This is a genomic window from Mycobacterium gordonae, from assembly GCF_017086405.1.
GTDB classification, from domain to species: Bacteria; Actinomycetota; Actinomycetes; order Mycobacteriales; family Mycobacteriaceae; genus Mycobacterium; species Mycobacterium gordonae_D.
This window is the reverse complement of the sequence record NZ_CP070973.1, coordinates 7005113-7020486: the sequence shown is the minus strand read 5'-3', so window position 1 is coordinate 7020486 and position 15374 is coordinate 7005113. Positions and strand designations below refer to the sequence as shown.

The following is a 15374-nucleotide window of genomic DNA, read 5'->3' as shown; positions in this document are numbered from 1 at the left end:
CAATGCTGGTGGGAACGGCGGCAAGGGCGGCAACGGAGGCAATGGCGGGGCAGGGGGCAGAGCGGGGATACGAGCACCCTTCGGTGCCGGTACCAACGGCGGAGCCGGTGGCGCTCGCGGTCTTGCTGGTTCGGGTGGAGCCGGCGGAGCTGGTCTTGGCGGAGGCAACACCGGAAGCACCGGAAGTGCTGGCAGCAACGGAATCTGGGGAGCTAACAACAACTACTCATGATCGGTGCCGTCGTCACGGCTGGTCCTGCAGAGCAGCGGTCGGCACCGGCGCATCCACGGCCAGCGCTTCGAACAGTTCCCGGGCGGCGTCGTGATTCCACACCACCACCGAGCCCACGCCGGTGTCGGTGAACTCCCCGATGGGAACCGTCATTGGCGTCGTCGCACCATGCAGCGCCCAGCCGAGGCGGGCCAGATCCCAGGCATGGTCTCCGCTGTCGACGGTCAACGCGCTTGCAGCGGCGTGCGGGACCGCGTACCAACGCCACGGGTTGAGCCATACCGCCGGGCTGGTCGCACGCTGCAGTAGCGCTGACATGAACTGCCGTTGGTGGATCATCCGGTCCAGGTCCGCTCGCGGGGTAGCCCGCGTTCGGACGTAGCCCAGCGCGCTGCGCCCGTCGAGTTGCTGGCACCCGGCAGGCAGATCCAAGCCCGCCAACGGATCGCGAATCGGCTCGGTGGGGCACACGGTAACCCCGCCCAGAGCGTCGACCAGAACGGCGAAGCCGCCGAATCCCACCTCGGCGTAGTGGTCCAGACGCAAGCCGGTTGCCTGTTCCACGGTCTGTGCCAGCAACGGCGCGCCGCCCATGGAGAACGCGGCGTTGATCTTGTCGCGGTCGTGCCCGGGAATCGGCACATAGGAGTCGCGCGGTATTGAGACCAGCGTGGTCCGCGCATTGGATCCGAGCCCCGGAATGTGCACCAGCATGATCGTGTCGGTACGGCCGGTCCCGGCATCGCCACCGGTGGACAGTTGCTCCTGCTGTTCGGGGGACAGGTCCTGGCGGCTGTCGGAGCCGACGAGCAGCCAGTTGGTGCCGCGGCCAGCGGCCGGCCGGTCCGCGTAGCCGGTCAGCACCGCCTGGCGGTGCACGGCGGAGTCGAACCACAACATGCCGCCCAGTGCGCCCGCTGTCGCCAGTAGCAGCAGAACCACCAGGCTCAGGGACATGGTGCGTAGCCAGCGGCGCTTGCCGCGCTTTTTTCGGCGCGGCTTCGGCGGGGGCGGCGCCTGGGTGCGGGGTGGTGGCGCGGGGGTGCGGGGTGGTGGCGCGGGGGTGCGGGGTGGTGGCGCGGGGGTGCGGGGTGGGGGTGGCGGCATCGCGGCTCGTCCCGGTGCGTGCGGCGGCCGCGGATCCCGGCGAATGACCTGAGAGGGTTCCGGTGGAACTGCCGGCCGCGGCTGCGGCCTGCGCGATCCGGGCGGCTCGGGTGGTCGATCGCCGTTCACCCGGCTAACTTACGTCGCCGGAGCCGGTTAGTGGCGCGCGCGCAACCCATTGACGAAGGGACATCCCATCAGAACGCGAATCGCTTGGCGCAGACCGTGCATATCGTCGACCGGCTTGTGGAACGGCAGCCGGACGTCGCGGTCGCCGTCGTCGCCTTCGACGCGGAACCGTACGCCGTAGCGGTCCAGTCCGAGCGGGCGTACTTGGCCGCGGCGCAGCGGCGCGGGCAGGCGTGAGACGAGCCGGGCAATCACATCGTTGTGCGCGGTAGCGAGGTGCCACAGCAACGTCGACTCGATCTCGCAGAAGGGATCGGGGCGCGCCGCGAGCAGGTCGCCGACCGGGACGGGCTCGGCGCCGGTGGCGTCGGTTACCACCACGGATTCGATCATCAAGCGCAGGAGGTTATAGCGCGGTTCATCGCTGTCCTGTGGCACGGAGCTGGGCGTATCAATCTGGAGCAGCACCGGATCGGGGTCCTCGGTGGCGATCAGATCCAGGATTTTGGACACCGCGCCGGGCGGGATCCGGTGCAGCCGGCCGCGCACCCAGACCAGCGAGCGGACGGGTTCGCGCACCGGCAGCGGTGCGTAGTCGGTGAGCTCCAGCAACGCTTGAGTGTCACATCTGAGGCCGTCGGCACCGGCGCTGGGGACCGCGACGGCGAAGGTGCCGTCATGGAGCAGATGGTGCACCGGCGTGGCGACCGGTTCCTGGCCTTCCACCGCCAGCAGGGCACCGTCCGCGCGCGAGCAGGCGCTGCGAATGCGTTCTGCGGTCGTAGGCGTCGGATATGTCGCCAGGGGCACCCAACCCACCTCCTTATTAGGTAAGCCTAAGATAACTTGGTGGCGGCTTGATGGCAAGGGCGGGCGGGGCCGCCGCGCCGTTAGGGTTGTGAGCGTGGCCCGCATCGCATATCTCGGTCCGGAGGGGACCTTTACCGAGGCTGCGCTGTTGCAGATGACGGCCGACGGGCTGGTCCCCGGCCACCGCGACGATGCGTTGCAGCCCTTGCCGGTGGACAGCACGCCCGCCGCCCTGGACGCCGTGCGAGACGGTGTCGCGGACTACGCATGTGCTCCGATAGAGAATTCGATCGACGGGTCGTTGGCACCCACCCTGGACAGCCTGGCGCTCGGGTCGCCGCTGCAGATTTACGCCGAGATCACGTTGGATGTGGCGTTCAGCATCGTCGTGCGGCCCGGCCACAGCGCTGCCGACCTGCGCACGCTGGCCGCCTTTCCGGTGGCCGCGGCGCAGGTGCGGCGCTGGCTCGGCGCCAACCTGCCCGACATCGAGCTGAAACCGGCCTATTCCAACGCCGACGCCGCTCAACAGGTGGCGGACGGCCTGGTCGACGCGGCGGTCACCTCTCCGCTGGCGGCGGCGCAGCGGGGCCTGGAGGTGGTAGCCGAGGGCGTGGTCGACGAATCCAACGCCCGCACCCGCTTCGTGCTGATCGGTCGGCCGGGTCCGCCGTCGGCACGCACCGGCGCAGATCGCACCGCCGCGGTGTTGCGGATCGAGAACGTTCCCGGGGCGCTGCTGCAGGCGCTGACCGAGTTCGCCATGCGCGGCATCGACCTCACCCGCATCGAGTCCCGGCCCACCCGGACCGGGCTCGGCACCTACATGTTCTTCGTGGACTGCGTCGGCCACATCGACGACGATGCCGTCGCCGAGGCACTCATGGCGCTGCACCGTCGTTGTGCCGATGTGCGTTATTTGGGTTCCTGGCCGACGGGCCATGCTGCGGGGGTGCTGCCGCCGTCATCGGCCGAAGCTTCGAGCTGGCTGGAGGGGTTGCGAAACGGGGACACGCAGCGATGAGCGGCCGGTTGGTGTTGGTGCGGCATGGACAATCGTTCGGCAACGTCGAACGCCGGTTGGACACCTTGCCTCCCGGAGCGGCGCTGACCCCACTGGGACGGGACCAGGCCCGGGCGTTCGCACGGGGCGGGCAGAGCCGGCCGGCCATCCTGGCGCACTCGGTAGCTGTCCGCGCGTCGCAAACGGCGGCGGTGATCGCCGCGGAGCTCGATCTCACGGCCCAGGAGGTGGCGGGCATCCACGAGGTCCAGGTCGGGGCGCTGGAGAACCGCAATGACGACGACGCGGTCGCCGAGTTCAACTCCATCTACAAGAGGTGGCATCTGGGAGAGTTGGACGTCGCGCTGCCCGGCGGCGAGACCGCCAACGACGTCCTGGAACGGTACGTGCCGGTGCTCACCGAACTACGGATGCGCTACCTGGATGACGATGGTTGGGACGGCGACATCGTGGTGGTCAGCCACGGCGCGGCGATCCGGCTGGCGGCGGCGGTGCTGGCCGGCGTGGACGGCACCTTCGTGCTGGACAACCCATTGGACAACGCCGAATCGGTGGCGCTGGCACCCATCACCGACGGGCGGTGGAGCTGTGTGCGCTGGGGTGCACTGACGCCGCCGTTCTACCCGGCCCCCGGCACCACGGACCCGGCGAAGGAAGCCGGGAAAGACCCGGTCGTGTCAAGCACCGATCCCATGCGCTGACCTCATCAGATCGCTAGACGGTTCCGCGCAGGCACAACCCACCACGTCGCAGTCGACGACGAGTACGTGGTTGAACAGTTCCGGAGCGACGCAGTCCGGATCGGTGCATTCCGGCCTGCCCAGCCAGTGACGAATAACGGTGCCGTGGCAGTGGTCTAAGCCGGCCCGGCAGTCGCGGCAGCCTGTGCTCATAAGCCGTTCATAGCACCGGGCGCCGACAGAACCCGGCTGCCGCGCCCGGTCGTACCCGTAAAAGCCTGGCGATCAGGCCCAGCCCAGCTCGTCGAGTCGGTCGTCGTCGATGCCGAAGTGGTGGGCGATCTCGTGGATCACCGTGATCGCGACCTGGTCGATCACGTCGACGTCGGACTCGCAGACGTCCAGCAGCGCATCGCGATAGATGGTGATGGTGTCCGGCAACGCTCCGGCATAATCGGAGTCACGCTCGGTCAGCGCCACCCCTTCATAAAGCCCGAGCAGGTCATCGTCTTGTGGGTGGCGGTCGGCGACCAGTACGACCACGTTGTCCATGGCGGCAGTCAACTCTGCCGGGATCAGGTCGAGTGCATCCGAAACCAACTCGTCGAACCGCTGCGGGTCCATCCGCACGGCCACGAGCTAACCGTGGCCCGAAGTGCGAAACACGATGGCCTCAGTCCCTTCCCGAACACGTGCACTGAGGCCATCTTCCCCGAACAGCACCGACACCCGCCGTCGACGCGCGGGCCATTCGCGTCGAAACAGCCTGGCGCCGTTGCTGAAGTGGCCAAGGTCGTTTCTGATCCCTGAGACAAGCGCCAACCACGCTGTCGGTCGTTGTCGCAGGTCGTGGCAGCGACGTTGAGACGGACCGTCCTCTGCAAATAGGTGCGGCCGGATTCAACATCCAGCGATGCACTTGACGGCACGACGGGAGAGACTGACGATATAGCTGTCCGGATACGCAAACTCGAACTGAAATATTTGATCTGAAGTACGATTCGGCTTGGCGTACCACATGCTTAGCCGATCCGTTGGCTAGCGAGCGACGTGCAATGGATGCCAAGAAATTTTTTGGAATGACCATAGCTGTACGTCTGTTAACTAGGCATATAGCCGCTACGTTTGGATCTGCCTGGCGTGTAAAGAAGATAAGTGTAGGCCCGCGCTTTTGACGACTCGAACAGCCCTTTCAGGCCGAAATTGATGGTCTCTGCAAGACCTGTCAGCTCGGTGGGTCAACCCGTTGCGTCACTGCGCAAGCAAAATGAGCGGTTTGCTTGACAGTTATCAACGGGCACCATCCAGCGCCCTGAAGAATAGCCTTGGCCATTTTCGAAGAATGTAAGTGTGAGAACATGCTCGTATTTCCGTCGACGGCAGCGGCCGTCGGCCGGGTTGCGCACTGAAGCGAAAGGATTTCATGTCTTTTGTGATTGCGGTTCCGGAGTTGGTGACGGCAGCCGCTGCGGACTTGTCAGGTTTGAGTTCGGCGCTACGGCAGGCCAACGCGGAGGCGGCCGCGTCAACGACCGGGGTGCTGGCCGCTGCGGAGGACGAGGTGTCGGCGGCGATTGCCGCGCTGTTTTCTGCGCACGGCCGCGCTTATCAGTCGCTGAGCGCCCAAGCTGCCGCGTTTCATGCCCAGTTCGTGGAGTTGATGAACGCCGGTTCCGGGGTCTACGCCAGCGCGGAGGCAGCCAATGCCGCCATTGTCCAGAATCTCCTGGACGCGGTTAACGCGCCTGTGCGGGCACTGACCGGATATCCGCTGATCGGTGATGGCGCGGACGGAGCCCCGGGCACCGGGCAGAGAGGCGGTGCGGGTGGGTGGCTGATCGGCAATGGTGGGGCCGGCGGTTCGGGTACCGCCGACGTGCCTGCCGGCGCCGGCGGGCCCGCGGGGTTGATCGGCAATGGCGGGAGGGGCGGAACGGGCGGTAGTTCGGCCACAGGTAACGGCGGCGCCGGGGTCCCGGTGGGAGCGGCGGGTTGTGGGGGCGTGGCGGCGTTGGCGGGACCGGTGGGGCCACGACGGCAGCCGGTGCGGTGGGCGGGCAAGGTGGGGTCGGTGGCGCCCCCGGCACCGTATTCGGCAGCGGGGGAAATGGTGGGGTTGGCGGGCATGGCGGGGCTACCGGACGCGGTGGAGAAGGTGGGAGTGGGACTGGCGGTGGCACGTTGAGCGGGCTGGTCGGTGGCGGCGCTGGAGCCGGTGGGGCGGGCGGGTCCGGCCTTGTCGGGGTGATGGCGGCCGCGGTGCCGGTACCTTTGGCTTTCCGCTCTTTAGTAATGGCGGCGACGGTGGGGCGGGCGGGAATGGTTACGTCGCGGCGGGCAAGGGCGGCTCACCCGGAGCGGGCGGCTTGCTGTTGGGCACCGGCGGCCGACCCGGAGCGCCCGGCTTGCTGCTAGGCAAACATGGGTAACGGAGGGCTAGGCGGGATGAGCAACACGGGATCGGGCGGGGCAGACGCAGGCGGAGCACCTGCCTCCTCCGGTAGTGGCGGCAACGGCGGTCTGGGTGGTTCGGTGTTCGGGCAACCGGGGCGCAACCGGTTGGGATAACTTCGTTGGGCGAACGCGACGCCGACGCCACAATGAGGGCGTGCCGCGTCGAAATGGCTGGACGGCGCGGCGTTGGGGCTAACTGGGTGGCGGCTCGTTGGCCGGCGCACTGTCGGGCCCCTGCGCCGGCGCACCGCCATCCGCCGGCGGCGGCGCCTGGGTGGGGGACGGTGCTTGGCTGGCCGGTGACGACGGCGCGCGGGTGGGCGTCACCACGGGCTGCTGATTGGGTAGGTGCTGGTCGCCCGTCGGTGTGGGCGGAGTCTGTTGCTGCCGGGGCTGTTGCTGTGCCGGGGGTTGCTGGGTCGGCAGCGGCACCGGGATCTGCGGCAGCGTCAGCCGCTCCTGCGGGATGTCCGGCGGGGGGACCGGTGCCTGGCCGTTGATCAGCAGCGGACCCTTGGCGCTGTTCAGCAGGGTGGCCCAGCCGCCGTTGCCCAGGGTCGCGCCGATGCTGCACGCGACCTCCCGGCTGCCCGCCGACCAGCTGGGCAGTGAGATCGTGGGGTAGATCAGGGTCAGCGTGGTGGTCCGCAATTTGATGGGCGCGAGATAGGCGTCCGTCATCTTGGTGCAGGTGTCCTTGATGAACGTGTCCTGCTCGGCTTCGGGTGGCAGCGCATTGGGGAACTTCTCGGCCAGGTTCACGGTGCCGGTGACTTCCATCGCGTGCGGGGCCGAGCAGTCCACCGGCACATCGACCGGTTGGTTCGTGGTCGGGTCGATACCCAGGCAGGTGCCCGCCGGCCAGACTTTCGACTGGTCGATCTCGGCGATCTTGCCCTTGAACGCGACCTGCTCGTTGTTGGGGCCGGGCAGTTGCAGGCCGCAGAGCATGCGGCGCTCCCCGTTCTGCCGCCATGCCCGGTCGCCCGACCACAGCATGCTGACGGTGAACTTGCTGTTGGGGTCGAACTTGGGACCCAGGTAGCGGCGGACGGCCGGATCGCACTGCTCGGCGTTGATCTGCTGGATGCGGGCCGGCGAGGGGGGCGCGGCACTGGGGCCGTACTCCGAGCCGGGGAACGTGCGCATGTCGACCGACTCGGCGACCTCGAAGCGGTGGTCCTCGGCGCAGCTGACGATGGTGGCCGACTCCGGGGTGCCGTCCGGCCAGTTGAGGCAATCTCCGCTGGTGGCCCGGGCGAACGCGGGGTTGCCCTTGGATGCGGTGCTGGGCACCGGGTTGCTGTCGATGAAGCCGGCCAGCCGTCCCGGCCCGGTGCCCACGGCAGGCAGCGCGGTCACCAGACCGGCGATCAGCAAGCCGCCCAGAGCGGTGAGTAGCAGCGCCCGCCGCGTCGCGGACGCCTGCAAGGAGCGCGGCCAGCGGAACCCGGCGGAGGGCGGGCGAGGGTCCGTAGCACCCGCGGCCGGCGATTCCTCAGCGGCCGACGCCTCTGCCGCCTCGCCGGTGGCGGGGTCGTCAGGTATCGGTTCCTTTTCGGGCGCGTCCAACATCGCCTCCATTCTGACAGGACCGACGCCGCGGCGTGAAAATCGTTGCTCATGTGAGATCGGGCGGCGCGCTGGGAAGTAGTCTTGCGGCCGTGATCGACCTGAAGCTCCTCCGGGAGGAGCCCGACGCCGTACGACGCTCACAACTCAGTCGCGGCGAGGATCCGGCCCTGGTAGACGCCCTGTTGAGTGCCGATACGGCCCGCCGCGCGGCGATCTCGGCCGCCGATGCACTGCGCGGCGAACAGAAGGCCGCCAGCAAGAGCGTGGGCAAGGCGTCACCGGAGGAACGGCCGGCGCTGTTGCAGCGCGCCAAGGATCTCGCCGAGCAGGTCAAGGCCGCCGAAGCGGAGCAGGCCGCAGCCGAAGCGGCATTCACCGCCGCGCACATGGCGATTTCCAACGTCATCATCGCCGGGGTGCCCGCCGGGGGAGAGGACGATTACGCGGTCCTGGAAGTCGTCGGTGAGCCGCCGACGCTGGCCGAGCCGAAGGATCACCTGGAGTTGGGCGAGTCGCTGGGGTTGATCGACATGCAACGCGGCGCCAAGGTGTCCGGTTCGCGGTTTTACTTTTTGACCGGACGCGGTGCGCTACTACAGCTGGGGCTGCTGCAGCTGGCTTTGCGGGTGGCCGTCGAGAACGGCTTCATCCCGATGATTCCGCCGGTGCTGGTGCGCCCCGAGGTGATGGCGGGCACCGGTTTCCTGGGTGCCCACGCCGACGAGGTCTATCGCCTCGAGGCCGACGATCTGTATCTGGTGGGCACCTCGGAGGTGCCGTTGGCCGGCTACCACTCCGGGGAGATCCTGGACCTGGCTGACGGCCCGCTGCGCTACGCCGGCTGGTCGTCGTGTTTCCGCCGCGAGGCCGGCAGCTACGGCAAGGACACCCGCGGCATCATCCGGGTGCACCAGTTCGACAAGGTCGAAGGTTTCGTCTACTGCCGGCCCGAAGAAGCAGAAGCCGAACATCAGCGGCTGCTGGGCTGGCAGCGCGAGATGCTGGCCCAGATCGAGGTGCCATACCGGGTGATCGATGTGGCTGCCGGTGACCTCGGCTCGTCGGCCGCGCGCAAATACGACTGCGAAGCCTGGGTGCCGACGCAGGCGACCTACCGCGAACTCACCTCGACGTCCAACTGCACTACCTTCCAGGCGCGGCGGCTGGCCACCCGCTACCGGGACGCCAACGGCAAGCCGCAGACCGCGGCCACCCTCAACGGCACGTTGGGCACCACCCGGTGGCTGGTGTCGATCCTGGAAAACCACCAGCAGCACGACGGCAGCGTGCGCGTGCCGGCAGCGCTGGCACCATTCGTCGGCACCGAGTTACTGGAACCGTCCGGCTGAGCAATAACAAGTGACAAATGTGGGCACTCTGTGTCAACTGTCATTTTGCTGAACTGAGCCGGCGACCGCGCTGCGATTCCCCGGAGCCGTTGGTTGGGGGGATCGCGATGGGGCGGCTTGGCCTGTGGTGGTGGCAGCCCGACCATTTCGACCACCTGGCGTCGCTGTTGCAGTCCCGGGGCATGGCAGGTCGCACCCGGGCCACTATCGCGCTGATCGGCGCGTCGCTGGCCCTCCTCATCCTGGCCACCATCTGGAGCGACACGGGGCCCCGCGCGCCCGCACAGCTGGCGTGCGCGCTCGCCGCAGCGGCCGGAGCGGCCTCCGGCGCGCTGCTGTGGACGCTGCGCTGGCCGACTCGCCGCCAAGCCATGGGCTTCGCGCTGTTGTCCAGTGCGAGCATCGGACTGGCCGCGATGGCGCAGAGCGATCCGCTGGTAGCCATCCTCGCCTGCACGATCCTGGCGACGATGGCCGGATACATCGCGGTTTTCCACGGCCCGCCGCTGATGCTCTTCAATTTCGCGATCGCGGCACTGGCGGGTGCGGTGCAGGCGGTGCGCATCACCGCCGGCTCGGGTGTGGTCAGCGCCCTCTGCGCGTACACGGTGATCCTGACGCTGAATCTGTCGGTGCCGTTCGGCATCCAAGCGGTCGCCCAGGTGCTCGGCGTCGACGCCATCCGAGCCGAACGCGATCAGCTCACCGGGCTGCTGAACCGGCGTGCGTTCCACCGGCGCGCGTCCCGGCATCTGCAGCGTGACCGCACGCTACCGGAGCAGCTGGTGGTCACCGTGATCGATCTCGACCGTTTCAAGCAGCTCAACGATCGGCATGGGCACAGTGCCGGCGACGCCGCGCTGGTGGCGGTGGCGTGTGCGTTGCGCGAGTGCGTCGCTGACACCGCGGTGCTGGCCCGGGCGGGCGGCGAGGAATTCGTCATCGCCGACGCCTGCGACCCCCGTGAGGTCGGCCCGCAGGCGCAGCGGATCTGCGACGCGATCGCGGCGCTACCGTTCGGCTTGACCGCCAGCGTCGGCACCGCCGGCGTTGATCGGCTGCCAGATGCACACGACGCTCATGCCTGTATCGACAAGCTGATCTGCGCGGCCGATGCCGCCATGTACATCGCCAAGCGCCGGGGCGGCAACCAGATCTGGCACCACCAGAGCGACTACCGCGAAGACGGCGTCAGCGCTTGACCCTATTCGGTCAAGCGGAAATCTTGGGTGCCCGCACGACGGCCGCGCGTTGGTGCCGGTGCTGGCGCTCGATGGTGGCGAAATAGAAGGCGAATGCGAACGCGAAGCTGGTGAACAGGCTGCTTACGAAGAACAGCCAGGGCCGCTTGAGCCCGCGCCGATAGCCGTCGGTGATGGAGAACAACGGCAAGAGGATCACGTTCGCGATCGTGTAGTCCTGGCCGGCCGAGCCTGCCGCCGGGTTGGTGAACATCAGCTGGATGTATTGCGTCCAGCTGCCCGGCCCCCAGATGGGATTGTGCGAACCATGGGCGTACTCCTGCACGAACCTGATGTTGAAGTACCAGCCCAGCGCGATGGAGGCGACGCCGACGGCGTAGTACACGACTTCCAGTGGTGAGAACGCCGGACCGACCGCCGGCCGCGCGTAGACCTGCCGGTTGGAGGCGACGATCCAGCAGACGACGGCGACACCGAGGACGGCGTGGGCGATGAGAGACACCATGGGCGCAGTCTCGTCCGGCAAGCGAAGTTTTGTCAATATTGTCATAACTATTCCCTAGGCGGCTGGGGTACCTTACTGCCATGGTCAGGCCGGCGCAGACGGCACGGAGCGAGCGCACCCGGGAGGCACTGCGCCAGGCGGCGGTGGTGCGGTTCCTTGCGCAGGGCGTGGAGGACACGTCGGCCGAGCAGATCGCCACGGATGCCGGGGTGTCGTTGCGGACGTTCTACCGACACTTCGCCTCCAAGCACGATCTGCTGTTTGCCGACTACACCGGCCTGAACTGGTTTCGTGCCGCGTTGGACGCCCGCCCGCTCGACGAGGCGGTCATCGACTCGGTACAGGCGGCCATCTTCGCTTTTCCCTACGACGTGGAAGCGGTGACCAAGATTGCGACCTTGCGCGGGGGCGAGCTGGACCCCGGCCGGATCGTCCGGCACATCCGGGACGTCCAGGCCGATCTGGCGGAGTCCATCCAGGAGCAGCTCCTCCGCCGTGTCGTCACGAATGATCAGGCGTCCGATGCGCGGTTGCGCAGCACCGTGATCGCCCGCTGTATCGCGGCGGCGATCTTCGGCGCCATGGAGGCCTGGATGTTGGGCAGTAATCGGTCGCTCGGCGAACTGGCCCGGATGAGCCACACGGCGCTGGAGTCGCTGCGCTGCGGCCTCAGTGACTCATGGAGCACGTGGGCGAACCCGTAAAGTTTCGTCATTATTGACAAAACTTTGAGGCCATGCCAGCCTCCCACTCAGGAGGTCGGCATGTCTGAAACGGGAAACCAGTACGACGCGATCGTCGTCGGCGCGGGCCACAACGGATTGACCGCGGCGGTGCTGCTGCAGCGGGCGGGCCTGCGGACGGTGTGCCTGGACGGCAAGCTCTACGCCGGCGGCATGGCCTCCACCGTGGAACTGTTCGACGGCTACCACTTCGAAATCGCCGGATCGGTGCAGTTTCCGACCTCGGCGGAGGTCATCGGAGAACTCGGCCTGGACACACTGCCGACGGTGGACCTGGAGGTGATGTCGGTCGCGCTGCGCGGAGTCGGCGATGATCCGCTGGTCCAGTACAGCGACCCGATGAAGATGTTCGCCCACCTCAACGAGGTGCACGGCGCCGACGCGGTAGCCGGCATGGGCGGTCTGCTGATGTGGGCCCAGGCGCCCACCCGCGCGCTGGGCCGCTTCGAGGCCGGCACGCCGCCCAAGACCTTCGACGAGATGTATGCCTGCGCCACCAACGAATTCGAGCGCTCGGCGATCGACGACATGCTGTTCGGCTCCGTCACCGACGTGCTGGACCGCTACTTCCCGGACCGCGAGAAGCACGGCGCCATCCGGGGATCGATGACGGTGCTGGCCGTGAACACGCTCTATCGCGGTCCGTCCACGCCTGGCAGCGCCGCCGCGCTCGCGTTCGGCCTCGGCATCCCCGAGGGGGACTTCGTGCAGATGAAGAAGCTGCGCGGCGGCATCGGCGCGCTCACCGCACACCTGGCCCGGGTCTTGGAGGACAACGGCGGCGAAGTCCGGTTGCGCTCGAAGGTGACCGAGATCCTGGTCGCCGACTCCCGGGTGACCGGCGTTCGCACCGAGGCCGGGGAGACCCTGACCGCCCCGATCGTCGTCTCCTCGGTGGCCCCTGACGTCACCCTCAACGACCTGATCGATCCGGCGGTCTTGCCCGCCGACATCCGGGAACGCTACGCACGCATCGACCACCGGGGCAGCTACCTGCAGATGCACTTCGCGCTGGAAGAAGCGCCGCAGTTCGCCGCGCCCTACGAGGCACTCAACGACCCCATCATGCAGGCGTCGATCGGCATCTTCTGCACGCCGGAGGAAGTCCAGCAGCAGTGGGAGGATTGCCGGCGCGGCATCGTTCCGGCGGACCCGACGCTGGTGCTGCAGATCCCGTCGGTGCACGATCCTGATCTTGCACCCGAAGGCAAGCATGCCGCGTCCGCCTTCGCGCTGTGGTTCCCCATCGAAGGGGGCGCCGACTACGGCCGGGCGAAGGTCGCGATGGGTCAGCGGGTGATCGACAAGATCACCCGGCTGGCGCCGAACTTCGAACGCAGCATCATCCGCCACACCACCTTCACGCCCAAGCACATGGGGGTGATGTTCGGCGCGCCGGGCGGTGACTACTGCCACGGCCTGCTGAGCTCGAACCAGATCGGCCAGAACCGTCCGGGCCCGAAAGGCTATCTCGGAGCGCCGATTCCGATCCGTGGGCTGTACCTGGGCAGTGCCGGGTGTCACGGTGGTCCCGGAATCACCTTCACCCCGGGCTACAACGCCGGGCGGGCGGCACTCGAGGACCGCTAGCCGCTCACCGAGCGTGAACTGACGGCGGATAATCGGCGAGAAATCCGCCGTGGCTCACGTTCGGCGAAGAGTCAGCCGCGCTTGTCGAGCAGTTCGTCCAGACAGGCCAGGAATTCGTCGGGCCGCGCCGGCGTGAACGCCGGCTGTGACCCCGGTATGTCGAGGGTGATCAGAGTCGACTTCAGCGGCCGATACAGGTCCAGTGGCAGCCAGCGGCGCAGGTCCGGGCTGCCCCAGATATTGAACCGGACCGTGAGCAGGCCGAGTGGCTGGGCGTGGTAGCCCCGGATCTGGTCCAGCCCGATCACCTTCGCGGTGCCCGAGGGAAAGTGGTAACGGCGCAACGTGACCGCCATCCGGTCCAACTGGACGGCGCCGTCGTCGTAGCACAGGTCCGCTTGGGTGCTCATGCCCGGCAGCTCCGTAACTGGTGACCGCGGGTGGTCAGGCAGCGGCCGTCCTCCAGTCGCCATTGCCAGCCGTGCAGGTTGCAGGTCAACGTATCGCCCTCGATCACACCGAATTTGGACAGATCGGCCTTGAGGTGAGGACAACGCCGCTGAATCTCCCAGCCGTCCAGTGCGATCGACGCGGAGTCGTCATGGCTTTCGGCGAACCAGCCGTCGGCGTAGGCGATGCGTTCGTCGGTCAGGCACTTGAAGAACGTGTAGAGGTATTCGTTGTAGCCGCCGACGCGCCAGGCCCGGAAGCGGGTCGACAAGAAGATGGTGTTGACCCAGTCCGGCTCGTTGTCGCGCAGCACCGTGCGCACCAACTCCGGCGCGATCTCGAATCCGTAGCGGAACTTCTCGTCGGGAATGCTTTCCCGCACGGCTCGTTTGGGGAAGTCCAGGATCACCGTCTCCGAGCCGATCACCAGTTCCACCGGATATCCGATGCCGTCGCAGATCTCGTCGCTCTGCAGCATGATCGGTTCGAACAACGCGCGCAGCGGCTCGAGTAGCGGCTCACCGACCGCCGGAGCCCAGCCGGCCTTCTCGGCGGTCAGTACCGGTGCCATGCGCTGCGCGTAGTCGGCGATGTAGTCGGCCTTGCCGGTGGTGAAGATGGCCTCGACCTGATCGGTGGGCAGCGGATGCCGCAGCGAGTTGAGCTCGGATCCGGCGAAATCGGCAACCGACCCGGGCATCATCAGCAGCCCCCGGTCATGGCCGTGGGCGCGCATCTGTTCCAGGAAGACCATCTGATCGGGGAAGATGTTGGCCGGATCGTCGCGGTCGTCGTTGAGCTGGCGCAGTTCGGGGTCAAGGAAGGCGGGTGGGCCGGCCGACGGCACCACCCAGGTGGCGCCGACCTGTGCGATGTATTGCCGCGCCCGGTCCATGCCGCGCTGCCGCTTCTGGGTGGCGAATGCCTCCTTGGCGCGGGCCGGCATGTCATACACCATCGGGTACCAGATCGCGCCCGAGTACTGCAGCAGGTGCACGTCGATGTGCCCGAAGTCGGCGCCCAGCACGTCCAGATCGACCGGACGCGCGTCGTTCATGTTGAACACCGTGGTCTCCCCGTCGGCGACCACCAGCGCCGAGTCACCGATCGGCCCGTCGGCCGGTGCCCGCAGGGCGATGATCATGATGTCCAGCTCGCCCTTCGGGCCGGACACCTGGTGGGACACCGAGTCCGTGGTCTCGAAGAAGCGGTGGAATCCCAGATTCTCCAACTCGTGTCGCAGGTCGAGCACCGGGAAATCGGGCAGCAGCACCACGGCGTCCTTGTTGACATGGGCGTCCAGCAGCTTGGCGTCGAAGTGGTCCTTGTGCAGGTGCGAGACGTACAGGTAGTCGCAGTCGCCCAGGGTGTCCCAGTCCAGGGCGCTGTTATCCGGGAACGGGAACCACGACCCGAAGTATGCCGGGTTCACCCACGGGTCACACAGGATGTTGCCCGCCCGGGTCTGGATCAGAAAGCCGGCGTGGCCGACGCTTGTTACCTGCACAAATACCTCTCGGGACC

At 67.5% G+C, this 15374-nt stretch carries 15 protein-coding genes and 2 pseudogenes; 9 read left to right on the top strand and 8 right to left on the bottom strand.

Annotated features, from left to right (window positions below):
* Positions 1 to 244: 244 nt before the first annotated feature.
* Positions 245 to 1189: an LCP family protein gene (locus tag JX552_RS30330; RefSeq protein WP_241010781.1), complete on the bottom strand. Its 945-nt coding sequence runs from the start codon at positions 1187 to 1189 to the stop codon at positions 245 to 247.
* Between JX552_RS30330 and JX552_RS33015 the strand changes: the two genes are divergently transcribed.
* A complete protein-coding gene (locus tag JX552_RS33015) occupies positions 1188 to 1391 on the top strand; it encodes a hypothetical protein (RefSeq protein ID WP_241010780.1) in 204 nt (67 codons plus the stop codon). The two genes, JX552_RS30330 and JX552_RS33015, sit on opposite strands and share 2 nt — an antisense overlap.
* Before the next feature lie 104 nt (positions 1392 to 1495).
* On the opposite strand, the gene JX552_RS30325 is transcribed toward JX552_RS33015, so the two are convergent.
* Positions 1496 to 2278 carry a DUF2470 domain-containing protein gene (locus JX552_RS30325; protein ID WP_241010779.1) on the bottom strand — a complete coding sequence of 261 codons (783 nt, stop codon included), beginning with the start codon at positions 2276 to 2278 and terminating at the stop codon, positions 1496 to 1498.
* A gap of 94 nt (positions 2279 to 2372) precedes the next feature.
* On the opposite strand from JX552_RS30325, the gene pheA reads away from it, so the two are divergent.
* On the top strand, positions 2373 to 3302 hold the full coding sequence (gene pheA, locus JX552_RS30320) for a prephenate dehydratase (RefSeq protein WP_205875464.1): 930 nt from the start codon (positions 2373 to 2375) through the stop codon (positions 3300 to 3302).
* Positions 3299 to 4003 carry a histidine phosphatase family protein gene (locus tag JX552_RS30315; protein WP_205875463.1) on the top strand — a complete coding sequence of 235 codons (705 nt, stop codon included), beginning with the start codon at positions 3299 to 3301 and terminating at the stop codon, positions 4001 to 4003. The genes pheA and JX552_RS30315 overlap by 4 nt, the downstream gene beginning before the upstream one ends.
* On the opposite strand, the gene JX552_RS33010 is transcribed toward JX552_RS30315, so the two are convergent.
* Positions 3980 to 4195 carry a hypothetical protein gene (locus tag JX552_RS33010; protein WP_241010778.1) on the bottom strand — a complete coding sequence of 72 codons (216 nt, stop codon included), beginning with the start codon at positions 4193 to 4195 and terminating at the stop codon, positions 3980 to 3982. The genes JX552_RS30315 and JX552_RS33010 overlap by 24 nt on opposite strands.
* A pseudogene (locus JX552_RS30310) lies at positions 4192 to 4618 on the bottom strand (metallopeptidase family protein). Before JX552_RS30310 ends, JX552_RS33010 begins: the two are co-directional and overlap by 4 nt.
* A gap of 787 nt (positions 4619 to 5405) precedes the next feature.
* Between JX552_RS30310 and JX552_RS33605 the strand changes: the two are divergent.
* Both JX552_RS33605 and JX552_RS33860 read left to right on the top strand, forming a co-directional pair.
* A pseudogene (locus JX552_RS33605) lies at positions 5406 to 6202 on the top strand (PE family protein); the annotation flags it as partial.
* Between the two features lie 225 nt (positions 6203 to 6427).
* Complete coding sequence (locus JX552_RS33860; RefSeq protein WP_346779295.1) at positions 6428 to 6550, top strand: hypothetical protein; 123 nt, start codon at positions 6428 to 6430, stop codon at positions 6548 to 6550.
* 78 nt (positions 6551 to 6628) lie between these two features.
* Here JX552_RS33860 and JX552_RS30300 read toward each other — a convergent pair whose 3' ends face one another.
* Positions 6629 to 8011, bottom strand: coding sequence for a septum formation family protein (locus JX552_RS30300; protein WP_205875460.1), 1383 nt, complete (start codon positions 8009 to 8011; stop codon positions 6629 to 6631).
* A gap of 89 nt (positions 8012 to 8100) precedes the next feature.
* Here JX552_RS30300 and serS point away from each other — a divergent pair, with 89 nt between their 5' ends.
* Both serS and JX552_RS30290 read left to right on the top strand, forming a co-directional pair.
* Entirely contained in the window at positions 8101 to 9360 is a 1260-nt protein-coding gene (gene serS / locus JX552_RS30295; protein ID WP_205875459.1) for a serine--tRNA ligase, read from the top strand.
* A 107-nt stretch (positions 9361 to 9467) separates the two neighbouring features.
* On the top strand, positions 9468 to 10562 hold the full coding sequence (locus JX552_RS30290; protein WP_205875458.1) for a GGDEF domain-containing protein: 1095 nt from the start codon (positions 9468 to 9470) through the stop codon (positions 10560 to 10562).
* A 10-nt stretch (positions 10563 to 10572) separates the two neighbouring features.
* Here the strand turns inward: JX552_RS30290 and JX552_RS30285 are convergent, their stop codons facing one another.
* Entirely contained in the window at positions 10573 to 11067 is a 495-nt protein-coding gene (locus JX552_RS30285) for a DUF2834 domain-containing protein (protein WP_205875457.1), read from the bottom strand.
* Positions 11068 to 11147: 80 nt separating this feature from the next.
* Here JX552_RS30285 and JX552_RS33000 point away from each other — a divergent pair, with 80 nt between their 5' ends.
* Positions 11148 to 11771, top strand: a complete 624-nt coding sequence (locus JX552_RS33000) for a TetR/AcrR family transcriptional regulator (RefSeq protein ID WP_241010777.1) — start codon at positions 11148 to 11150, stop codon at positions 11769 to 11771.
* 60 nt (positions 11772 to 11831) lie between these two features.
* Complete coding sequence (locus JX552_RS30280) at positions 11832 to 13400, top strand: phytoene desaturase family protein (protein ID WP_241010776.1); 1569 nt, start codon at positions 11832 to 11834, stop codon at positions 13398 to 13400.
* Positions 13401 to 13471: 71 nt separating this feature from the next.
* Here JX552_RS30280 and JX552_RS30275 read toward each other — a convergent pair whose 3' ends face one another.
* Positions 13472 to 13810 (bottom strand): hypothetical protein, encoded by a 339-nt coding sequence (locus tag JX552_RS30275; RefSeq protein ID WP_205875456.1) that lies wholly within the window; start codon positions 13808 to 13810, stop codon positions 13472 to 13474.
* Complete coding sequence (locus JX552_RS30270; RefSeq protein WP_205875455.1) at positions 13807 to 15357, bottom strand: MBL fold metallo-hydrolase; 1551 nt, start codon at positions 15355 to 15357, stop codon at positions 13807 to 13809. The genes JX552_RS30275 and JX552_RS30270 overlap by 4 nt, the downstream gene beginning before the upstream one ends.
* Between the last annotated feature and the right edge of the window lie 17 nt (positions 15358 to 15374).